Origin of the sequence: Novipirellula rosea, from assembly GCF_039541335.1 — a bacterium.
Classification (GTDB): Bacteria; Planctomycetota; Planctomycetia; order Pirellulales; family Pirellulaceae; genus Novipirellula; species Novipirellula rosea.
In genome coordinates, this window is the sequence record NZ_BAABGA010000002.1 from 1 (window position 1) to 26,053 (window position 26,053).

At 55.0% G+C, this 26,053-nt stretch carries 3 protein-coding genes; all 3 read right to left on the minus strand.

All coding sequences use genetic code 11. From position 1 onward, the window contains the following. A partial coding sequence (locus tag ABD971_RS00015) for a hypothetical protein (protein ID WP_345318231.1) occupies positions 1–517 on the minus strand: 517 nt, incomplete at its 3' end. Between the two features lie 443 nt (positions 518–960). Beyond that, entirely contained in the window at positions 961–1,728 is a 768-nt protein-coding gene (locus tag ABD971_RS00020; RefSeq protein WP_345318233.1) for a hypothetical protein, read from the minus strand. A gap of 39 nt (positions 1,729–1,767) precedes the next feature. Next, complete coding sequence (locus ABD971_RS00025; protein ID WP_345318235.1) at positions 1,768–25,623, minus strand: Ig-like domain-containing protein; 23,856 nt, start codon at positions 25,621–25,623, stop codon at positions 1,768–1,770. Positions 25,624–26,053 lie beyond the last annotated feature (430 nt).

Below are 26,053 nucleotides of genomic sequence, written 5' to 3' on the forward strand. Positions count from 1 at the left end.
TCCAGTTCTCGACCGTTTGACCGACACGGAAAGAACGCCGGTCGTACTCGTATGTTGACCTTGTTCGTGTTTGGAGGTTACCGCTGCCATCGTAGTCCTCGACGACCGCCTGATTCATCCGCCCTTGCAAGTTGTACGTGAAGCTCTGCGAAGACACTCGCTGCTGCGCGCTGTCACTGCCTTCAGCGGCCAACGCATTGACCGTTGTGTCGTCCAGCAGGGCGGTGTAAGCCGTCTTGGCCGTTTGCTGGGTTTGGTCGTACAGGTAGATCGTCGTCGTGTCGGCGCTGGCATCGGACAATTCAGCAAACAGTCGATCGTTCGCGTCATAGCGATACTCGACCGACTCGTCGATGCTCGAGTTATTGCCAAGGTCACGATCGAGTGCGACGCGGTTGCCGGTCAAGTCGTACTCGTAGGACTCGGTTTGATCAAAGTTGTTGTCCCAGTGGTCGATAACTTCATCGGTCAAACGTCCCATGTCGTCGTAAGCCCAGGTCGTGGTGGTTGTTTCCAATTCACCTGCGTCCTGATTACCGTCATCGTTAGCGTCGATCCAGAAGGTTTCGCTGGCCGAAGTACGTTTGCCATCGGGACGGACAGTGTAGTCGTACGAGGCAAGGACGCTGCTGGCCCCATCGGTGTCAACTTGTGTGTCCAGCCGACCGAGTTCATCAAAGGTATAGGCCGTGATCAGGTCGGGAACCGCGTCGCCGGGCGCGAATGTGAGCTGGGCGCGCTGACGGCCAAGCAGGTCAAAGCGGTAGTCGGTATCGACTTGCGGATCGTCACTGTTGTTCGATGATGCAAATCAAAGAGTCCTGATCCCTTTGAATTCTCTCTAACGATATCCTGTGACATACCTCGAGTGCACAAAACTGACATTACCGATCGCAACCGAAGAATCGAAACAATGAGAAATTGGCTACTTTTGAACTAAACTGTTACAATTGATCGCTCTTACGATACTGATTGCCTGCACATCAATAAGTCAGCAAGTTCTTCCGTCAATTCGGGCAGATTTAGAGAGTTTTCTTTCGCAAGCATGGCAAGAACACTGGAATGAACGTCGAAGCAATCTCCCTCTGAGGCCTTTCGTGTTTTTGCATAACGTTTGAGAAGTATGAGGAGAGACTTTTGAAACAGTTTTTCGTCTCCTTGTTCAATTGATTCGTAACACTCTAAGAAGCGTTTTGCAGTCACGTTCCGACCCTGCTTGATGCGCCGACAAATCGGTTTTGCTTTGGCCTTTCGGCCAGACACGAATAACGCGACGACCAAGTAACAGTCGCAAATTTCCAGTGGAAATTGCGGAGATCCATGTCGGTGCATGCCTTCCAGACGCTTTGAACACATTGCCAGTCTGCCAGTCTCGTTCGCAAGTAGGCACAACGTTGCACCACGTACATAGCCGTCAATCCAATGTCGAGAAAACGGCCCTTTTTCATAGCCAGGAGCATCAACCCACCAGTTTCCTGTCATGAAGTCGACGAACAGCTCAACTCCCTTTTTCAAAATGCGTTCCGTCGGTATCTCTGGTTTGAATTCAAGATGAGCAAAGACGACAGCATTAAAGGCGACTGCAATGTCGCTGGTACGCTGGGTACCAGGATCCCAGTCCTCACGGAACTTTCCGAGTCTGGCATACTCCTCAGCGACCGCGGACATTGAGCGTTTTCCGAAACTTGCGTCATATACACCAAGCCGCTGAAATCGTTTTTTGCCCATTTTAATTGTCTCCGTGGAATAGTTTTAGACAGAATTCGTTCAATACTTATTCCCCCACACTATGTTCCAGTTTCTTTGGTATTGCTGATATGTCACCTTCAGGTGCGCATTTAGTAAGTCGAACCTAACAATCGCAGCCAACATCGGAGCCCCTCCCTCGTAGGCAGTCTTGAGCTTCGACCTGTACGGATTTTGGAGATTAGATCGCTCGTTAATTGTGTATTCCATCCAATGTCGAATCCAAGGCCCGCCGAACTGCCTCACATAATATTTTCCTCCTCCACCGTACTGCGCGCGCCCGAGTTTGGAGAAGTAGCCGCCCTTAGCCTCGAAGACACCCCAGCCATTGAGCGTTCCATTATAGTGCAATTGATCAATGCCTTTCGACCAGTTCCAATGTTTTAGCCCGACGTCTTCAAATCCGACACCTCTGGCAACAATCGCGGTCATGGCTTCGGCCAATGCCTCTTGCACTTGAGTGTTGTTAAGGATTCCCCCCAGTTTGCGTTCAACTTTTTTCAGCCTCGTCTTGAGACCCCTTATATTGATGGCAGGCAAAGAAGTCGCCGTATTCGGAAGTAGGTTGAGCGATGTCTGAAGCCCCGTAAGTTGGCTCAGCGTGTTTTTTAGTTCGCTGGGGCTGAAATCCAGAAGATCTACAACCGCTGCAGCTCGTTCAACATTGTCATTGACCTTTTCAATGATCCTGCCAATGTTTTTAAAGGTCCGAGCGAGCTTCTGCGCTGAATGTAATCCTCGCGTGCCGCTCGCAGCAACACCTGTGTTATGGTTGTTATCCGCCGAAACCCCAATCGTCATTGACGCTAGAGCACTAATAAGAGTCACTAAACCCGTTGGATCAGTTCCCTGCACCGGATCTCCATGCACGTACGCATATTTGTGCAAGCTCTGCGGGTCTTGCATGTTCCCGCTGAACGGATCAAGTCGATTCCATTGGGCGGAGCTGGCGTCGTACCAGCGGGCTCGGTTGTAGCCGCGATTGAGCGTGCTGTCCCAAGCTTCACCGGAATAGCTGAGCGTGGATGCCCAGACATTCGTGGCCAGGGCGTTGCCGACGCCATTGTGTACTGCGAGCATCACTCCGTAGGCGGTGTAGGTCGCAAGCTGCTGGATGAGATTATCACCCGTGGCGGCAAGGTCGTATAGCACTCGCACGCTGCCGTGTCCGTCATGGCCGAAGGCGTGCGTGACATCGCTGGTGATGCCCCCTTGGTCGTCTCGTTCGACGATTCGCTGGGCGATTTCGTCGTTGCCGAAGGTGTAGTCGACCGACTTGGTGCTGCCGTCGGCATTGTTGGTTGTTTCACGCAGCGTTTGGGTGTAGCCGGTCTGGTTGCGGTGGCTGACCAGGAATTCCGTGTCGGACTCGAACTCAAACTGACTGGTCGATGCGTTCCAGTTTTCCAGGTACTGGCCGACTCGGAAGGAACGATGGTCGTACTCGTAGGTCGAGCGCGTTCGCGTTTGCAGGTTGCCGCTTGCATCATAGGCATCGATGACCGCTTGGTTCATGCGGCCTTGCAAGTTGTATGTGAAGCTTTGGGACGAGACTCGCTGCTGCGCGCTGTCGTCACCGCCATCCACCAGGGCGTCGATGGTCGCTTCGCTCAAGAGAGACGTGTAGACGATTTTGGCTGTTTGCTGAGTGTGGTCGTAATCGTAGATCGTGGTGGTGTCGTCGGTGCTATCGAATAGTTCGGCAAACAAACGGTCATTGGCGTCGTAACGATACTCAACCGATTCATCGATCGTGCTGTTGTTGCCCTTGTCCCGATCCAGAGCCAGACGGTTGCCGGTCAGGTCATATTCGTAACTCTCAGTTTGATCGAATGTGTCATCCCAGTGGTCGATGACTTCGTCGGTCAGACGCCCCATGTCGTCGTAAGCCCAGGTCGTGTTGGTCGTTTCCAACTCGCCCGCGTCCTGAACGCCATCATCGTCCGCGTCGATCCAGAAGGTTTCGCTGACCGATGTTCGTTTGCCATCGGGACGGACTTTGTAATCGTAGGAAGAAAGAGTGGGAGCTGGGGAGTTGGGAGTGGGGGAGATTTGGGACTCGGTGAGAGTGTCGAGTCGGCCGAGCGAGTCGTATTGGTAGACGGACATCAGCGACGGGAGCGTGACGAGGGTGCCGGTGAGCGTGGTGCGGGCTCGGCCTTGGAGATCGAAGCCGTAGGCGGTGCTGACTTGCGGATCGTCAGTGGTGACCGCAGGTGTGGCGTCTTCGGTGACATGGCTCAAGCGACCGAGTAGGTCGTATTCGTAATGAGTCACACGTGAGGCAGGAGCAATCAAGGTGTCCGCGATCGCGGTGGACAGCATTCGCCCCTGTTCATCGTAGGTGTAACGCAGGACACCTTCGGCGGAAGTTTCCGCTTCGATGCGGCCGCGTGAGTCATAGACTGATTCTTCGGTGCGTGTTTCGCTGAAGGCAGGATTGGTCGATGCACTGACACCTGCGGAAAGTGCCGTTGGGGCGTTGGCGGTGTAGCGGACAAAAACATCCCGGCGACCATGATCGTCGAAACTATACTCGTCTCGCTGGGAGATCAATCCGGCAGCTTGGTCGGTAATGTCGGCGTAGTAATTCATTGCCCACATTCGTCCGAAACTGTCGTAGACCGTTTCGCTGATGATGCCTTCAAAGGAGGTGTGGGTGACTTGGCGTCCGCGATCGTCGTAGGTGAACGATTCGCTGAATGGCGATGTCGAAGCATCGTCGGCGGTGCCTTGAATTCCATCGTCCCCGAAGCCGAGCGGCAGCGTGCGCGTCGCCTGTTGGCCGCGATCGGTGAACGTGAAGCGGGTTTCGCGGCCCAGTGGATCGACGATCAGGGTTTGGTTGCCTCGTTCGTCATAGGCATACTCGTACTTGGGCCGAGTCGGTGTGCCGGAATTGTCGGGGTCGGGGACAGCGGGAAGTTCTACGCTTTCGAGCCGATCATCGGAGTCGTAATTGTAGAGCTTGGTGGGAACGTGCTCGTTGACTGTGTGGTTCTGCGTGTAGGGCGTGTTGTTGGTTGAAACCGAATCGATCACGAAGGTTCGCTGGGCTGGGTCGTAAGACGCGGTGACAAATCCGGGCAGCGACTGCATTTCGGCGATCGGGCGGTTTTCGACATCGAAGTGGGTCATCATGAACGAATCAACGATGCCACCGGTGCGGACGTGCGAGGTATCTTGTGCCGAACTAGAGGAGAGCGTGCCGCCGGTGAGGTAGTCGGTTCGAACGACGTTGCCGAAGGCATCGTACTGGCTGACCATGTCGACCGATTGGTTGTCTTGGACGCTGACGAACACGTTGGTCGGTGACACGATGTGGGCGAGGCCGGATCGTTGGATTTCGGCTTGGCCGTGGGAGTTGTAGAGTGTTTCCGTACGTGGACGGACGAGATTACCGTCGAAATCTCCGCCAGCCAGACCGATGTCGGCAGCGGGAAGCGGATGCCCGAGAGAGCCGAACTGGCGACCTCGTTCGTCGAAGATGGGATCGGACAATATGCCTGACGAGAGTCCTTGTCCAGCGTACGGGTCGGCTGCGTCACCGTGGATCGGGAAGTTTGCCAGGGCTTGGGACTGTGCGAGTGCGGTGGGCGAGAGCGTCGATTCGGGGACACGTCCCGAGATCGTTCGCCATACTCGTCCGGCGGCATCGTAGAGCGTTTCGCTAACCGATGTGAGCGTGCCGTCACTGATGGCAAAGCCTGGATGATAGGCGGTGCCATCGGGATCGAACGTGCCGCTCAAGGAGAGTGAGCCGCCTTCGTAACGCTCCGTAGCGACTGCGCGATCACGCCCGTCGTAGATCGTTTTGGTGATTTGGGTGGTGACGGGGCCAGAGACCGGGTCGTTGCCCAGAGGCGTTCCTGCTGGGACAAAGAACCGATCGGTGCTGGCGAGGACTTTGCCGTCGGTGTCATAGAGCGTACGCGAGACCATCCAGTTCTTGACAGCGGTGCCGCTGCTCGTGTCGACGACTTCGCTGCGTGATTCGATGACGCGACCGTTGTCGTCGTAGAGGGTTTCGCTACGAAGGCCGTAGTCGTTGAATGTTGAAATGACGCGGTCATTATCGTCATAGATGCTGGACGAGAAGGACAGGACGGTACCGGACGCCGCGAGGACGGTGGTGGGTGATTGGAGCGTGGAGGTGACCAGTTCAATATTCAGGCCGAGAAGTTGCTCGGATTTTTCAACGCGGCCCTCGGCATCATAGATCGTGTGTGTCCCCGTGATGTCTGCGGGATCGGTGCCCAGCGGGAACGTGCCGGTTGAGTAGGTCGTGCGGCCTTCGCTATCGTACACTGATCGTGAAATCAAAGAGACAGTGGAGCCCGTTTCAGAGGGAGACTCACTCCGGGTTTCGATTGCCAGTCCGCGAGCGTCGTAGATCGTTTGGTTGACGCGACCGTTTTCGTCTGTCGTTCGGTAAGCACGGCCTAGTGCGTCGTACTCGGTCAGCGTACCAGCGTTACGGATTTCAGGTTCGTTGAGGTCGTTTTCGTATTCGAGAGTCGTCGCGTTGAGCGTTTGCGGCATGACCTCGGTGTAAGATGTCACCACGTCACCAGCGGCATCCAAAACATTCGCCGTTCGCATAATCGTTCGCGTCGGCGGGAAATCGGCGACCGTGGCTCCGACCGGGTCCAGTGGCGGACGTTGGTCGCCGGGATAGTGGATGAACTCGGTTCCCGTTTGACGCCCGCTATCGTCGTAGAAGATCTGCCGCACATTGCCATCGGCATCGGTGACGGCGGATAGGTCACCGAAATCGTTGTATACGAATGTTGTATTTGATCCGACTAGGCCGACATTCTCGTTGGACTGTCTTACCGAGGTGACGTTTCCTTTGCTGTCGTAATCGTAGCTTGTGGCGTTGCCGTCTTGATCGGTCGTCGAGACCAAATTGAGGCCGCCATCGCCAGTGAGATCGAACCAGTGATAGTCGGTCGTTTCACCGGTGGCCAAGTTAAAGACTTTGTCGGGAGTGCCTTTGTCGTAGCCCCAGGTGTTGTAAGCCGTTAGAGTTGTATTACCATCGGGATCGGTTTCCTGAGTGACCGCTCCCTCGAACTCGGCATGGTATTGGCGAGTGGTAACGCGATCGTCGCCGGATCGGTTCGCCCACGCATCGGCTCCATCGGGTTCACCGATCACTTGGATGGTTTGGTAAGGATAGCGTGACGCATCGAATTGATACGTGTACAAAGTGACTTGGCCCGATGCGGATTCTTCGCGATACAAACGACCACGAGCATCGAAACTGCTGCTTGTCGGAGCGATACCTGTCGATGAACTTGTGACAGTGGAGCCGAGTGATGAAATGTCATAATTCAGTTTGGACGGATTTCCTTCGGCGTCGATCAGACCCCCGAGCCGACCATCGCGATCATAGTCAGCTTGCAACGCATCGATCCCCAGCGGATCGACAATGCGAGAGAGGTAATTGTCTGCACCAGGCAGATTATCGATGATGGCGGCTAATTCGGGGGCGTCAATGGGCGTTCCCGCAGCCAATTCGTGGCGGCGGATGGATTCCTCGATATCGTAAACGAATCGAGTGGGTTGGAACTCGTTTCCTGAGATGCCGTCGGTTAATCGTTCACTGCCGCGTCGATCGTAGAATTCAACCAATCGCCCCAGGGTGTCGTAACGGTAGTTGAGTTGACCACCACTTGGGTCGGTAATGCGGACGATCCTTCCCTGCCAATCGCGATCGAATAGCACGGCACGCCCCTGGTTACTGAAAATCCCTTCATCGGTGAATCGCAATTCGTTGCCATATTTGTCCGAAACACGTGTTCCCGTCAGCGTTTGCGTGCTGATCGTGTAGGAAAGTTGTTGAGTTCTCGCATCGGCTGCGGTGAGCAAGAAGGCTCCGCCAAAGTACGGGTCCATCGCAGAGTATTCCCGAGTGTCACCGGCCACGGTGTAGGAACCGTATTCGGACAATTTGCTGAACGTCATGTCGGCCCCTGGCGCGGTCAACGAATACTTGTTGCCGGAATCGGGGATAAACGAAGGTCGATAGTAAGGCGCGAAGGATAAAAACGATCCCGTCGCACTCTTGACCCAGTGCATGGTGAACCCTTCGGTATCACCGTCAGGTGTTTCGACGACAACACGTGTGCCTTCGACGAAGGTTGGGTAGCGTGACCCCAGAGCGGGCGGACCAGAGGAACCTTGGACAACCGACAATGTCGGTTTGGCGATCTCCAGGGTCCAACCGTATCCGAATTCTCCCACCGTGTTGGCTTGGAGGGTATCGTATTTTCGGATGATTGTGATCGGGATTCCAGCAACTGGTATCTGCAGATCAGTGAAACTGAGCGAGAAGTTACCAAGTTTCAAATCGGAATCGACATCGATGAATTCGCTGTCCGAAGTGGTATGACCACCGGCGTCGGTCGCCGTCAGCGTGACCAGGTAGGATCCGTTGGCAAGGATCGTTGGGTCGAACTGTCCGAGTGCGGTGGCAGTGGTGACTAAGCCGTTGCCTTCGGCGATTGTGCGAGACCAGTCGCCAAGCGAATTGTCCGCAGGGGCCAAGGTGAGCGTCCAGTTAACGCCGCTGGGTAGATCGTCATCGATCACGCCCAGCAATTCGAACGGTGCGAGAACGTCACCGGTAGGTGGTAGCAGATTAACCGTGGGCGGGTTGGTATCGGCAGGGTTGATGACGATCAGCGACAACTGCTTAGGGATCGCTTGATTGCCAGCTGCGTCTTGTGCAGTTGCCTCGAATAGTAGCGTGCCCATGTCCTCGGCCCGGATGTTCAAGCGTGCCTGCCCTGCTGCGTTGAGCGAGAGAGACTGATTGAGCGTCGTGGTTGAGCCGCCTTGAGTGACGCTGAGTAGCGTCAAGGTACGCTGGGTGACGGCGACGTTGTCGAGGGCATGCACTCTCAAATCGACGTATTCGCCGACGTTGAGGTTATCTTGTGAGGCGACCAATTGGATCGATGGTCCCGTCGTATCAGCATTGATCGTTACATCGAACGTCGAGTCGGCTGACAAACGTCCGTCGCTAATTGTGACAGTGACTGGATGGGGTGTTGTGGTGACATCCCCCGCACCCGTTTGCCATCGGATTCGTCCGACCGTGTCGATTTCGATTCCCATCGCAGTGGATGTGGGGTCGAGCGAATAACGGATGGTGTCGCCAGCGTTCGCATCGAAGGCTTTTATGTCCACAGGCATAGGATTGCCAGCCACCAGGAACTGATCAGGTGGTTCGGGACTGAAGTACGGGGCAAAATTCGGCGGCTGGACACGGACGCTGTAGCGATACTTGGCTTCGTCTTGGCCATCGTCAACTACGGCGGTGAAATAGGCCAAGGTGCCAATCGCAACGCCGGTGGTGTTCCAAGTCAACACGCCGGTGTTTAGATCGATATCGGCTCCGGTGGGCTTTTCGGTCAAGCTGAACGTGACGTTATCGCCATCGGGATCCATTGCATCAAAATCGAAGGAATAGACATCGCCAGCGGAGACTTCCAGCGGAGGTGCACCAGATGTGAACCGCGGTGGATTATTGGGCAGGGAGGCGAGAACGTCGACGTCAAACACTTGGCCGACACCTAGACCATACTCGTCGACCACATTGATCTGGACCAGATAATTGCCGATCGTTGCAGGCGACCAAGTGACCAGACCCGTCGCGGAATCGATATTGAACGTGCCATTGGTCTCTGCAGTCGTTATTGTTGTGTCGATCGAGAAGGTCAGCTTGTGGCCGTCGGGATCGGTGGCGCGAATCGGATAGACGTAGGGCTGGCCCACAATGGCTTGTCGCGGAGCGTCCGAATCGATGATGGGCGGACGATTTTCGTCGCCCACGCTGATCTCGAAGGTTTGCGTATCGACGCCGCCTTTGAGATCGCTGACCGAGACGGTGACTTCGTGTTTACCGATCTGTGCTGTTTGGGGAATCCACTGGATCAAACCGGTCGAGTAATTGATTTGCATCCCCGCAGGCTTTTTCGTCAGCGAATAAATCAGCGTATCACCATCGGCGTCGCTGGCATTGACGTCATAGCGGTAGATGGCAACGGCAAGAGCCGACTTGTTCGGCGGCGAGTTGATTTCTGGCGTGGTGTTAGACGGGCCGCTCGTCGTCGTAAAGTTGAATTCCTTGCTGGTCGTGTCTTCACCATCGTCGGCCGTCACCGTGAAGGTGTACTGCCCAGGCGTGTCGGGGGTCCATTGAATTTCGCCGGTCGTGGTAACGGACAGTCCGGCCGGTGCGCCGGTGAGCGAGAAGGTCAATGAATCGCCGTCGGCATCAGAGGCCAACAAATCTCGCACAAACGGCGTCCCGATCTGCATTGTGGCGATGGACGCCGCACCGATCACGGGCGGCGTATTGGGAGCCGACGGATCGACGAGCCGCAGGTCGAACGCTTGGGTTGCAATACCGCTCTGGCCATCATTGGCCGTAATGTTGACTGGGTAAACGCCCACAGTCGTGGTCAGATTGGAGGGCCAAGAGATCACGCCGCTGGTCGCGTTGATCGTCATCTGGCGATCGAGCGACGCTTGATCGAGGGTGTAGGTGATATTGTCGCCGTTGGGATCGACGGCATCGGCATCGTGATTGAATGCGGTTCCGATCGCCAGCGGAGTGTTGGGCGGGGGCGTCGTGAATCGCGGTGGCGAGTTCTCCAAGATAGGAAGCGTGATTTTCAACCCGTCATTGGCACCGGCTGGATCGGTGGCGAAGACTTTAAAGACGAACGATCCGGCGACGGTGGGTGTCCACGTCACCAGTCCGGTGGTCGCGTTGACATCGAGATCGCCCAGAGCGGACGCCGGGATCTCACTGGTGTCAATCGAGTAGCCGATCGTATCGCCATCTGGATCCGTCGCATCGATTTGGAATTGCCAAGCGAGATTTCGTGAAGCAGCCTTTGTGGGCGAGTTGTGGATCTTCGGCGGACGATTGGATTGGAAGGGCGAATCGACCGTAATCGGGAACGTTTGGCTGACCGGTGGATTGATGCCGTCACTGGCCTCAAGAGTCACGGAAACCTGGCCCGTCGCCGATGGGCTCCACGAGACGAGTCCGGTGGTCGCATTGACCGTCATGCCGACTGGGAAGGCTGTCAGATGGTAGGTGACCGCGTCGCCATTGGGATCAACGGCTCGGGCAGCATACTGATATAACTCGCCGGCGCGGACATTCGTCGGCGCAGCGGACACGAAGGTCGGCGGTGAGTTCGTGGTGGATGCATTGACCGCGTAAACTTGAAATTCCTGCGTGGCCGAGGCACCATGCGGATCGGTCACCTTGATTTCAAAAACTTGCGATGTTTCCGTGCCCGCCGTCCAAGTGAGCGTCGCGGTTGCATCATCAAAACTGACACCGTTGCCGACTGCGGGGGAAACTAATTCGTAGGTGAGTGAAGCAGCCGGATCATTGGCATCCGTTGCCGTCGCGGTGTAAACCCACGGCGTCAGAGCAATTGCTGGCCCAGTTGGTTTTGAGGTGAATTTCGGCGCGACATTACTGCGGCCGACGGTAATCGTGATATCTTGGGTGGCGGTTCCACCGTTGCTGTCATCGGCAGAGACCGAGACTTGGTAGTTACCTGTTGCCGTCGGAGTCCACTGGATACGACCGCTAGTGGCATTTATTTTTAGTCCAGCGGTCTCCGATGCAGCATCGAGTGAATATGTGACGACGTCGCCATCGGCGTCAGTCGCCTTGGCCACGTAGGTCCATTCTTGGCCAACCAGTACTGGACCTTGAGGTTTACTAACAAAGACAGGCGCCTCGTTGCCACCACCTGGAACCGGAGCGGCGATGGAAGACAGCGAGAAGGTCTGGGTAACGAACCCGTCGATGTCGGTGGCGGTGACTTCGACGGTGATGCTCAAGTCCGCAGCCGATGGAGACCAATGTACGGTTCGTGTCGCCGAATCGAATGTAACAGTCTCGGTGCCGTTGGAACTGGTCGCACTTTCCATGGTGTAGGTGATTGCGTCACCTTGGGAATCGATTGCTGCGACGGTGTATTTCCATGGTTGGCTGGAGATCGCTGGACCGACCGGCGAGGACGTGAACCGCGGTGGCGTTCCTGGGGGCGAGACAACATCGAGCGTAAAGCTTTGGATGCGTGTGCCATCGATCCCGTCGTAAACCTCGATGTCGAAATCGACGCTGCTGGCTGCTCCTGGCTCGAACGTCAATAGGCCGGTCTGGGGATTAAGTTTCGCTCCGGTGACGTTTTGACCGAGAGTGTAGGTCAGCGGATCACCGTTCGGATCGTGAGCCACGACTTGGTACGCGTAAGTCGTGCCCCGTATCGCCGGTCCCGTGGGTACGCTGGTAATCACGGGCCAGGCTCCCACACGATTTGAGAGCGCCGTGGCGGTAAACGACTGAATGGTGCTGGCTCCCGCTCCGTTCTGATCCGTGACCACGATGCGGAAAGTTTCGCTGCCGGGGTTAGCGGGGTCCCACGATAAGACGTTTCCAACGAGGGAGACTTCGCCGTTGGATGTCGGCAATGCCAATGAGTACGTCAGTTGATTGTCATCACCGTCGGGATCGTTAGCCAAAATCGGGTAAGTCCAAGCTGTCGGACTATTCGCATAGATCGGGCCAATGGGCTTCGATGTGATTTCAGGCGGCAGGTTTTCGACGACCGGGGCGATCACTGGAAGCGTGAACACTTGGGTCACGCGGCTTTGTCCATCGCTGAGCGTCAGAGTCACGGGGAAGTCCCCTTCGGCAGCTGGTGTCCAGGTGAGCGAGAAGCCGCTCACCGCGTCGCCACTGAGCAACATGCCTCGCGACTTTGACGTCGCATCGAGCGTCAGGGTCAGAACATCACCGTCTCCATCGGTGACATCGAAGTTGTAAACATATTGCTCGCCCACGAATCCTGGGATCGGTGGATTGCCATTGAACTCGGGCGGAGTGTTGTCGCGCACCGCCAAGAAAATCGTCTGTGTCGCACTGCCGCCCCGATCATCCGACGCCGTGACATTGATCGTGTAGTCGCCAACGGCACCGGGAGTCCATGTCACCATTCCGGTTGCGGCAACGATATCGATACTTCGATCATCGGATGCTTGGTCGATCGAGTACGTCACCGTGTCACCATCGGGATCGGTGGCCTGGGCCGGATAGCTCCATGGGACACCAACCGCAGCCGGTCCGCGTGGGACAGACGTGAAGACCGGGTCGCTGTTCTCCGCAACGGTCAAGAAGACTTGGAAAGGTTGCAAGGCAAAGCCACCATTGCCGTCGTCGACGCGCAAAGTGACGTCGACGTAAAAGTTTTCGTCCGCTGCGGGAGTCCAAGCGAGCGTTCCCGTCGCGGGATCGATCGTCATCCCTTGGGGACCGAATGCCTGCGAGAACGTCAGTTCATCGCCGTCAGCATCGAAGGCCGTCGGCCGATAGCGGTAGGTATTGCCGACGACGGCGGTCGTGATCGGTTCGGACTGGAAGACCGGGCGAGTGTTGCCGCCGTTCTTGGTCACCAAGGAAAAGTCCAATCCCGTAATCGTTTGGCCGCCCAGCAATGTTCCTTGATGGAACCGATCGGCTGGGGCGTTCAGTGCCCAATCCGTTGGTTTGACAAGTCCCACGGAGTAATCACCGATCGAGACTCCAGTGAAGTTGTAATCGCCGCTTGCGTCAGTCGCCTGCGAAACTTCGCTGGGATCCAACTTGCCGTTTTGATTGGCATCCAGGTAAACGGTCCAACCGGCAAGTGCAGGTTCGCCCACATCCTGATTCCCATCGGCATTGGTGTCGTCAAACACGGTTCCGCCGAGCGTTCCAGGAGCAGCGTTGACCCACTGCACTTGATACGTTTGCTCGACAAACCAACCCTGACCATCGTCCACACGAACGGTGACATCTTCCGTGCCAGATGTTCCCGATGTTGGCGTCCAACTGATCAAACCGGATTGATCATCGATCAACATGCCCACTGGGAAATCGGACAGGGAGTAAAGAAGGGTGTCATCATCGGGATCGATGGCAACAACAGGATAGTGGTATTGGACACCCGCGGTTGCCGACAAATTCGGATCGGAAAGGATTTGTGGAGGATCGTTCCCTTGGGCAGGCAGAACGCGAATCTTGAAAGATTGTTGGGCGATACCGCCGACATTCAAATCGTCAGCTTCGATCGTCACGTCATGGACACCCACTTGATCCGCCGTAGGCGTCCAACTCAATGCCGCACTGCGATCGCCGGTAGTCGCGATTGTCAATCCGGTCGCTGTATTGGTCAGGTCAAGATCCACGACATCGAAGTCTGGGTCAGTGACCGTGACATCCGCTTGGTAGGTTGTTCCCACGTAGGCCGTCGTGATCGGAATCGATGAGAAGACGGGTGGTCGGTTGCCGGTATCCGGCTCGACAGAAAGCAAATAGGTTTGCCGAGTTCGAGCGCCGCGTCCATCATCGGCCTCGATGATGACGTTATGGTTGCCGACGTCGCCAGCGGCAGGTGACCAATCAAGCCATCCCGTTTCGGCATGCAGCGTTGCGCCGATTGGACCGACGACCAGTGTGTACTCGACCGCATCCTGATCGGCATCGACAGCGACAGCTTGATATCCGTAGGGAGTTCCAGCAGTGATCGAGACTGGCGGACTAGAAGTGAACTGAGGTGCCTGGTTCAATTGTCCGAGCAGGACCAATTCGTAAGTGAACGCATCGCGATTAGGATTGTCGAACTGAAGCAACCCGCGGAGCGTGGACTGACCGGGCTGCAAGCTTCCCCCAAGGACAAAGTCGCTGAAGTCAAAATACGGTATGCCTTGGGCTGTGATGCCGTCGTAATCAGCGGGGAACGCGGTTGGCGAACTGATGTTCTTCACACCCACCAGCAGCGGACTGTTGATCGTGTAGGTGCCGGTATTGGTGATCGAAAGTTCGGCATAAAGTCGATCGGTGCGTTCATTGAATGACGTGACCCAGTACTGGACATCGATTGTCGAGACGTCCGAAAGCGACGAAACGTCAACGGGACCGCGAGTCTTGGTGATCGTATCCAAGATATGCGTCGTGATTGCTTGGTTGCCCAACGCGTCAATGGCGGTGAATGAGTAAACCTGGTTGGCCGCTTCGACCGAGGTTTGGACAAAGAACTTTCCATCAGCATCAAGTGCATCAACTGGCACCCCATCCATGTAGACGGCAACGATAGGGATGACAGGATCGAATGCTGTCGCCTTACCTGTGATCAAGGTACTCGCCCCAGTGCTGAACTGTGTTCGCGGTGTGGGCGAGAGGATCGTGATCTCGGGCGTGGTATCAAGCCAAGTCTTTTCTGCGGTTGCGGCCAATGATCCGAATGTGGCCAGAATCGTATCCTGACCAACGTTGGTTCCGGTGTAAGAAAACTGAGCAATGCCTTGTGAGTCTGTGTAAGCAGTGCCAACAATCGTGTTGGCTCCCGAGACCGTAAACTGCACTAACACACCAGCGAGTCCGCCCCCATTGTTGTCTTGGACCGTGGCGGAAACGGACTGTGAGGACTGGATGTAAGCGGTTTGCTGGGGAGGACTCAGCGAGAGTGTCTGCACATCGGCGATCTTGGCCAAAGCCAATCCGCCTGGGTATCCGTAGGAATCATAAGAGCTAAAACCGTACGAGTAGACGCCAAATTGTACGTCCGCTTTCAGATGATGAGAGCCAGCAGCAACGGGAACTTGAGCCCCGGAGTAGCCGGAACTTCCGATCGGTGTGAACGTAACCGAAGAATCAAGAGGTGCTCCATCGAGCCGTACCGAACTGAGTGAATCGGTGGGGACAACGACGTTGATGAAGTTATAGAGAAACTGTTGAGCGTATCCGCCTCCATACTCGTCTTCGACATTATCAATAGGAGTCCCCACGGTGTAATCATCCAAGAACTGCTCCGTGGGTGGAAGCAACATCATGAACGGATCGGCCTCAATTCCGTCATACGATTGGCCATTGGAATACTGCGCAACGAAGACCGGTTTGCTGGTTTCGATCTCACGAAATCCTTCGAAGACATCTTCAAAGATTTCGCCCTGATCAAGTGTAGCGACAACCGTCCCGTCAACTTTCAGCACGGTGTCGTCGTCCGACGCAATAACCTGGAAGGTGTCGCCGTTGAGTCGTGTGGCCAATGGCACCGTGACAAAGCTTTTTCCCCACGTGGACGTGGGTGTCAACTGTTCGACAACGTAGTCGCAGTAGGTCACACCCTGAGGGACGTTCGCGCACTGATTGCCAGCGAAGACTGCGATGGGTGCTGTGGACGTAATCACAGTTCCGGACACATCTCCCGGCAATTCACTGCTTCTTAGCTGGTAGGTCTGGCCTTCGTTTAGTTGAATTGTGTAGGGAGTCCCAGCAGATCGGGAGCCACCTGAAATCGTCGGTGTGATCGTTACGTATGTATCGTCCTCCGGTGCGACAATTGCCAATTGCGTTCCAGAAAAAGTGTAGGAGTTCTTCCATCCCAAGACGACATACTTGTCGTCGAGGATATCAGTAGGTAGTCCCAAATACGCATCGGTCGTGTACGGAACCAGGTTTAAACCGTAGATTGCGACTTCCGTGTCGGCTGTCACATGGATGCCCAAGTCCTCAATCGTGTCTACTGAGTCACCAAGTTCAGCCAGATCGGGAAGCGCGATAGGGGTGATTTGATTCGCTTGAACTTCAAATGATTCAATGAAGGAGAGCCCTGGAATCTCGACACTACCCACAGCGTTTTCTGGTCCCGTGATATACAGTTGGAGATTGCCGCGGTAGTAGTTTCCTGGAAACGTCAACCAAAAATCATTGCCGAGATTGTCGAGCGCACCTGTGTAGCCATCATCATCGAGGATTGTTCCAACGGTCAGGTCCTGCTCGAGCACAGCATTGAATGCATCACTGAATACGAGAGAGAAACGCTCACGTTTCTCGGGCGTCAAATCTCCGAGTACGGACACAGTGATCGCCTGAGTCAGCGGCCCACCGGGATTGAACGTTAAGGTTCCGCTGGTCGCGATATAGTCTTCACCCGCTGTCGCGGTCGTATCAACTGTTTCGTAGTCGATCGTAACAGGATAGTTGTAGGGACCATCTAGAGTGACGGTGAATACGAAGTCGGTGGTGCCACTCTGACCCTCGGCTAGCTTGACAGTCGTTGCACTGGCCTTCGGCAATTGAAAGCCGAATGAAAAATCATTCCCCGTACCGCCGACATAGCTGTAGGGTTGGTTGATGCCGCCGATATTAACCGTCGCGCCTTGGCTGACATTAGAGAACTGGCCATTGATCGCATCGGCACCATCGTTGTCGATTAAATGGATCATATCGGGCGGCAACAATAATGTTGACGTACCGAAGAAGAATTGGCCATCCAGATTCACTTCACCGTTGACGACGAGTGAATCCGATTGCGGCTTCGGTTGGCTGGTCGCATCGAGGTATAAGTCACCCGTCGCGGTCTGAGTGAAGTTACCGTCGACAACCAAATTTCCGCGATCCGGCGCGAGCGACATTTGGGCTTGGTTTACCAGATCGGTACCGATGAATCCAACTCCATTGAGTTCGCCGGATTCGATGACCGCGTCACCGATTGCGGTAAGTTTTCCCCCGATGATGTTGGTTGCACCGCTTATCTGTGTGTACGAAATGCGAGTGTCCGTGACGCCAACTCCGCCACCGTATGGATCGCCGCCATAGGGATCATTGACTAATTCACCAGTATAACCCTCGACATGCAACTGACCCTGACGCTCGATCGTGACATCGCCGTCGTTCACGAACGGTTTGTGATGAATTAGCTTCCCGCTGATGACGGTCAAATCGCCCTGGTTTTGAATCTCAGGCGTCACTTGCGAAGTGCCCGTCGATTGATGAATGATTGTTCCAAGGTTTTCAATGACTGGCGGGTCTGTGGGAACATACTGGAAAGTGGTAGAATCGTATTGCGCCGCGGCGTTGGTCTTCAGATAGAGCGAACCAAATCCAGAACTTGACGGGTTGTCGGCGAAGGTTAGCTTTCCACCAACTTCGTTCACAAATCTGATGATCGCGGTATCATCGCCCAGACCACCGGTACCGCCGCCATAGGGATCGCCACCATAGGGGTCCCCATCGTGTTCAACGTCGATTAGAAACTCGCCCTGATTCCATTGCAGTGAACCAAAATTATGCAGGTCACGATCGAGCACTTTCACGTTGTTGCCAGTCAGCGTTCCGGTTGCGGCTGATGCGACGTTTAGTACTCCACTGCCGTCGATTTGTCCGCCCGACCAAATGAACTCATTGGTGACGGTGATGTCAGCCAATCCAATTAGGACTCCACCACTAACGGAGAGCGTCGGAACCGAGAAATCGGTGGCGAAATCAACTTTGCCGCCCGTAAGTTCGATTTCCTGCACTTCGATGTTGCCATCGAAGTCAGCGTAGCCGCTGGCAATCAGCAATTTGGCGATCGTTGGGTTCGCATCGATCTCGGTGTAGCCACTTGCGAAGAGGGCGGTTCCCGAACCACTGAGCGTCGCTGTGCTGGACAGGTACTGCGTGGACGACGAGGCCACTTCACCACTGGGATCGAACTGAAGAATTGCGCCGGCCGCCACGGTGAAGTCGCCCGTCGAAATTCCCGATCCGTCAAGTTGAAGTTTTCCAGCTTGGACATCCACGGTTCCTTTGTTTTCCAGACGCGGGGCAATGAACGTCGTGCTCGTGTATGTTTGAGTAATCGTGCCTTGGTTATCGATCAGCGGCGGGTGCGAAACGACGTATTCGTTGGTTTGGCTGTCGTATTGTGCCGCGGCCCAAGTTGTTAACTGTCTCGCCCATCCAGTGCCGCCGATATGAAGAGTTCCTCCCGGTTCGTTGACAAACTGAATGATTGCCGAATCGTCACCCAGGCCTCCCGTTCCGCCTCCGTATGGGTCACCACCGTAGGCATCCCCATAATCTTCGACATCAATTCGCCACTCGCCTTGGTTCCAGTCCAAGGCTCCCGAATTGTGCAAATTGCGGTCGAGCACCTTCACGGCATTTCCCGAAAGCGTTCCCGCAGCGGTGCTGGCAATGATCAGATCTCCATTGCCATCAATTCGACCGCCAGACCAATCCAACGTTCCGGTAACGGTCAGATCCGCTGGTCCTTCCACGACGCCGTCGCTGACTCGTAAAACCGGAACCGAGAGATTTGCATTAAAGACTGCTTCCCCTCCGCTGATCACGATTTCTTGAACGCTGGGACTGCTGTTGAAGATGGCCTCACCACTGGTGATTTGAATCCGGTCGATGGTAACGCTGCCATCGATCTCACTGGGCCCTCGCGAAAATACTGCCGTTCCGTCGCCTGAGATAGTTGACGTCGACGTTAACGACTGTTTTACCAGCGGCGATAGTTGGTCTTTGGGGTTGAACTTCAATGACGCCGATGCAGCTACGTCAAAATCGCCCGTAGATGTTCCCGCCGCCTCTAGGAGTAGTTTTCCGCTGAGGACATTGACAGCCTGATCGTTGTTGAAATCCGTCGCAATGTAGGTTGTGCCGGCGAAAGAATGATTAATTGTGCCGTCATTCTCAAAGAGTGGTGGATGGGTCGCAATGTATCGCTGCGTGTTTGAATCGTAGGCTTGAGACGCCCCACTAGACAGGTATCGGGCAAAGCCGGTCCCGGTGATGTTGAGCACTCCGCCACTTTCGTTGACGAACTTGATGATTGCGGTGTCATCGCCCAGACCACCGGTTCCGCCGCCATAAGGATCGCCACCGTAAGGATCGACGCTGTCGTCATCGACCATCAGTGTTCCGTTGTCCCAGGTGAGCGTCCCGGAATTCCGCAAGTCGCGGTCAAGAACTTTCTGATCATAACCTGTAAGTGTACCAGTCGCACCACTGGCAACAAACAAGACACCGGAACCGTCGATCTTCCCTCCACTCCAGTTAAACGAGCCATTGACGGTCAAGTCGCCCGCACCATCGATCAGGCCACGGTTCATCGTCAGCCCGTTAATTTCTGACTCGTTCGCCAAAGTCAATTGAGCGTTGCTGTTCAGCAATCGAACCGTGCCAGCACCCTGTAAACTCTTGGCTTCGGCTGGCGAATTGATATCGACAATCGTTCCAGAAGGAATGGAGACATCGTCGGAAGCGTCGGGAACTCCGTCAGGAGACCAATAGGATGCAACGTTCCAATCTCCGTTGGCGGGTCCATCCCAGGTGACAGTAGCGGGGGGAATCGGGTCGGCGATCCCGTACGGCTGCTTGTTGTTCTCATCGAGGTTAAAGGTGTGGCTACTGCTATACGTCCCATTGCGATAATCTGTTCCGTAAGGGAAGTAATGAACGGTGGGAATACCAATCGATTCGCCTGATTTCCCAAGTTGTGCATCGACAACCCATAGCTCGGTTCCACCAGCAGGATTCGTTGTGATTCCCTGAACGTCGTGGTTCCCTGGTCCTAAATTCAGATACCAATTGCCGAGATGCTGACCGGCAATGTTGTAGACGAAGACACGAGTTGTTTGTGCCGTGTCGTCAGTGACGTACAGGTTGGTGCCGTCAGTGGTCAGGCCGCTGGGGTTCTTATTCTCGGGGTGCAAGGAGAACATTCCGTCTGCGGTCGCTTGCCCGCTACGCAATGCCGCACCACCATCAAAGTGAAGAATCTGCTTGAGTTTTTTGGAATTGTCGACGATCCAAAGATCCGTGCCGTTGGTCGCAATGCCCTCGGCGTTGTTTAGATTGGTCGTCTTGTTCTTGCCACTATTGACCCGAGCTTGCCACTTTCCAATTTCGGTTCCGTCCGCCTCGAACACCACCACATCGTGACCGGCAGTTACGATCCACAGCCTATCGCCGGCGGCATTGGCTGTTGCACCGCGAGCCCGGTTGTTTGTGTCGTAGTCCCAACGATCGATCAGTCCGCCACCATCGTCGTAACGAAAGACTTCATGTTTGGAATGATCGGGCACGAAGAACTTGGCATATTCCAGAGGCGAATTGACCGTGATCGTTACGGTTGCCGCTGCAGACTGCAGAACTCCGTCGGTAATCACATACTCCAACGTTGCCTGTCCATCGAAATTGGCCGCGGGAGTGAAATTGAACGACCCGTCGGCAAGGTGATTCCACGTGCCTGATCCACTGGGCGAAATTGACGTCACCGAGTAAACGGTGATTGGATCGCCATCAGCGTCATTATCATTTGCTAATAGTCCGCTTGCCGCAGGAATTGTTAGCGTTTGACCGGCGTCAACCACATAGCCATCATTTTGTGCGATCGGGGCATCGTTGATCGTATCAATATCGATCGTCACTGTGGCGATCGACGAGTAGGCCGCACCATCGAACAATCGATACGTAAACGTGTCGATGCCGCTGGTATTTGCGTACGGAACATAACGAATAGCACCCGTCTGCACTCCCTCCGAGTCGGTCAAGAACTCGACGGTCCCCAGTTCCGGCTGTTCGATCCTCTCGATTTGCAATGGATCGCCATCAACATCCGAATCGTTCTGCAAGATGCCGGGGGCAGCGATGATCAAGGGAACATCTTCATCCGTGTCATAGCTGTCATCGACGGCAATCGGCGGATCATTGACATTCGTGACGTGGATTGTCACAGTTGCTTGGCTGGTGAGCGATCCATCGCTAATCTTATAGACAAATGAATCCGTACCGACGAAATCAGTGTTTGGTGTGTAAGAAAACGCGCCATTGGCGTCGGGTGGAGAGAGCGTCCCATGGCTAACGCCGCTGACCAGTTCAATGACGGTCAGGCTGTCTCCATTGGGGTCGGTGTCGTTGGTTAGCACTCCGTCGGATGACGTCACCACGAGCGTTGCTTCTTCGGCGACCGGGTACCAATCATTCTTGGCGACGGGTGGTAGATTTGGTTCAAAAACCGTCCCGGACACCATGGCATCGTCGGTATTAAGCCCATCGAAGATCGTGTAGCTGAACGAAACCGCACCCTCGAAACGGCTGTCTGCAGTGAAACTGATACTGCCTGATGCACCGACAGTGACGGTGCCACCCGAAACCTGGACTTCGTCGCCTTGCTCGATTGTCACACCATCGATCGCCACCAGCGAGATCGAATCCCCATCGGCATCAACTGCACCGTTTAAAACATTTAAGGTCACCGTAGCCCCCTGAGCCAGTGAGCCAAAGTCGTGGTCCGCAGCGGTCGGGACAGGGTTGTCGACGGTCCATGCAAACGTTTGACTTGCTGAACGATCACCGGCGATGGCACGAACGGTCACCGCGTAAGCGGATTCCAGTGACGCTTCATGGTCGAACGTTCCTGAAATCACTCCCGTCACATCATCAATCGCCAAACCCGGTGGCAAATTGATGGCTTCGTATGTCAGGGTGTCCCCATCGGGATCCTGGAAATAAGGTGTAACGTCCACGTTGGTGGCGCCTTGCGCATCGACACCGGTTTGGTCAGGAATCGTTCCCACCGGGATCGGCGCATCATTGTTTCCGAATACTGTGACGGTGACCTGTGCCGTGTTGCTGGCCCCTTGCGCGTCGGTCAGTGTGTAACTGACGGAAGTTATTAAGAACTGACCTTGATTCAGGCCATCGAACTGTTCGTAGGGATTAAATTGGACCTCGCCTGCGGAAGTGATCGTGAATAGCCCTCCATTGGATCCGCTGATTGCTTGGCCAACATTCGTCCCGACTCCGTTGACGGCCGAAACGTGGATGGCGTCATCGTCCGTGTCAGCGATGGTAGGATTGGCTGCAAATAAATTCCGGCTGATGATTGTGTCTTGATCGGTTTCAAATTCGTCATCGTAAGCCAGCGGTGATGGATTAGTGACCGTCCATTCAAAACCCACGCTGATCGTTTCATTCCCCGTATCGGTTGCAGTGACCGTCACCAGATAGGGCGATTGAGCCGACGCAGCAGCATCGAAAGTTCCTCCCACCGTCGCGGTCGTGGAATTGAACGCCAACCCCGCCGGCAAGTTCGAGACGTCAATGGTCAATGGGCCTGACTGGTCAATGTCCGAGAAGTAATTTCGAAGATATAATTCGATTGCGTCGGCTGCGTCTTGCCCATTCTGATTGGGGATCTCCGTGCTGTTGACAGGAGGATCGTTCACTGAATTAACGGCTCCAGTGACCACTGCAACGTCAGAATACTCCCCATCACTGATGGTGTAGCTAAAATCAATGGGCCCAAAGTAATCTGAGTGCGGTGAGACAGTCAGGTACGCTTGGCCGGTTTGCGGATCTACCTCAAGCGTAACGTTTGCATTGTCGATGGAAACCGTTTGGTCGATCGCGATGTCAATACCATCGACATGTGTGATCGCCAAACCGGTGCCGGGGTCGGGATCGGTATCATTACTCAGCACCGACACGGCAATACTCGAATCTTCGTTAATCGGGCCGAAACTGTCGTCGTTTGCCAATGGAGGATGGTTCACACGCTCGACATTAACTGTTACCGTTGCAGGTAGCGGAGTTTCAAAAATACCGTTGCTGACGCGATAGGTGAAGCTATCAGTCCCCACGAATCCCGGGTTGGGAGTGTAGCCGAATTGACCATCGGGCTGCACTGAAACAGTTCCGTTGGCGGGATTTGTAACGGAACCGGACACAACCGTCAAAGTTCGATCATATTCCAGATCGCCATCATCATCGTTGCTAAGCAGCGGATAATACCCATCACTGCCTGAGTTGAGGACCGAATCCTGGTTGATTGAAAAGGTGTCCTTTAATGCAGCTGGAACTGGCAAGTCACGCACTAGTCGAAACCAACTGCCGGTATCACCGTCGTTGTTCACCAGTCGCATGACGACGTTGACGACCTGCCCGGGAATAAAATCAGAGATATCGACATCGACGTATCCTGCAATGACTTCATCGCTGCTGCGCTGAGGGTCTGGAAAGAAGGTCACCCGCTCTTCGTTGTCGATAACTGCGGGGATTGAGATCGCTGGACCGTAGACCAATGTGCTATCAACCAGTGTGGTGGCTGCACGCTCGGTGATGTTGAGCATGCTATCGCGTCCGTACTCATGCGTCGGCACTAGACTCACCCCGTTCTGGTCCAGCAAAGCAATCTCAAAGGCGTCGTTAATTCGACCGGTGGGTCCATCATCAAAATGAACTTGAAACCCAACCGTTAACCACGTCGGATCCGATGGAATCTCGATCGACTGTTGAACTGAGACCAAAAACGAATCTCCTTCGGTGGCATACACGCCCGAGGTGTAGTCGACCCTTCCCGCACCTGCCTCGCTGCCGCCTTGCTGGAAATCGCTCCAGTTGTCGTACACATCTACCAATCCGACAGGGATGCTTCCAATGATTCCCGGACCACTGGGATCAACAATCACACCGTTAGCAATCCCATCATCATCCCCGCGTCCACCGTCCTGCAAGTACAGCGTGAACCCAAACTCCGTTCGAACGGCACCGGTCGTTCCATCAAAACGGAAGTCGAGCAAACGTCCGCTGATTGGATCTTCTTTGTACCAACCATCGAAATCTAAATCGTTCGGGAGATAAACGTCGATTGCGTGGACTTGCCCAACACCAACCTTCTGCACCTCAAAATCAAACAAGCCGAGCGGTAGGTAGTTGTCATTGCGTTGGGACTGAGCGGCGATGTTGCGAACTTTGCCAAGCCCTTTACCTTTAGCATCGATTGAAACCATCTTGCCGAAGCGGTGATCGGGCAATGAAGCGACGCCGCGCTGCTGAGCGTCATCACCTCCGTCAGCGTTGCCATCGCCTGCATTGGCCAGTGACTCGACTAGGTCCGCTACACCGTCGCCATCGCTATCGACTTCGACCTGGACGTGATAAACATCTGAAACTTGGCCGAGCGCACCACTACCATCATGCTGATGGACGATAACCTGGTCACCTTGGTATAGCCTCGCGAATCCCATCACACGAAAATCGCCGTTGCCTTTGACGGTCGTTTGGCCAAGCCAAGCGGTAACGCCTTCACGAATGACATAAGCATCGATCAAATCACGATTCTCACCTCTCGTACGCCCGTTTGCGTCGTGCAGCGACTCGGAACCTTGACCAGTAACGATGAATCGCCCTGGGCCACCCGAATCAACCAATGTGGCAACTTCGATTTGCGGCCCTTGAGGGAAAAATCCCGCCGCGGCAATGAGCTGTTGATGACCAATCTCGACCAGTTCAGGAAGAGCGTTCGGTTGACTGCTGAGATCGGGAGGGGCACCGGATATCGGATCGATGTTGGTTGGCCCGCTGGTCGTCGATGGAGAACCCGCAGTGGCGACGTCCGTGGTCGTGGAGGTATTTGACGACGAAGCACTCAGCGATTCTCCTTCTCCATTACCACTTCCGCCCGAACCTCCATCAGGTGGCTGGTTGACTTCGAGTGCCTGGCCGGTACTGCCAGCGCTGTCCACTGGCTCAGATATCGGGGCCTTAAGTGTCCCTGCGCCACCCGCGTCGTTCGAACCGCCAGACGTATTGCCGATTGGATTGGTCGTGTCGATCTGCGACGTCGATTCAGATGAATCAACTGCATCAGCGGATTCGTCTAAAAACGACCCTGCCAATTCCGTTGAGATGCCTTGTAATAATGATGGAGATGAACTGAAGTCCGTCGCCGGGCGCTGCGGTTGTAGAAGCGATTGCTCCGGCTCGCTCGGTGGCTCGAACTGTTGAGTCTCGTTAAAAAACTGAGTCTCAAAGTCACCATCATTGGCTGCTGCAGAAGCCTCCGAATAGCCGGGGGTATCCACGCCACCCGCCGGATCGTTGCCGGTTGTTTGCGTGAGGCCGCCGACTAGTCCGCCATCGTCGACACCATCCGCATCACCCAATAGTGCCAGTGGGGCGACCGGCAGCATTCCTCCGGGATGGTCCCGCCGTTCAAGTGCCTGGAGAAGCTGCACTCTCGCCTTGAATCGCTTGCTCGCCTTAGACTGACGGTCCCGAAGCTTAGCCGACCCAGTCGAACGAAACGGCAGAGATTCCCACCCCATGATAACTCTCCTAGCGACGAGGAATCGTAGTTCGCACAAATCCGACCCGCTGACCGCCTAGCCCGCGTTACCGAAACTCGTGAGTTATAGTCGACCGTAGATCCACGATAAGGGAAAATGTATAGACCTCTAAAGCGAGATGCAACGTTTTGCCACAGAAATTCTCGATTTTTTTGATGGAGTTTTTGCGATGCGGTGATCCGCAGTGCTGCGTACTCGCTTGGCAAGTGGCGATGAATTGCGTTTCGCGTATGGAGCGGCCGAGTTGAATGCAACAGGTAGCTTGGTAAGCTGTTAAGCTAATCCCTGTCAGATTGGCGGCGGCGTTTGAATCACTCGA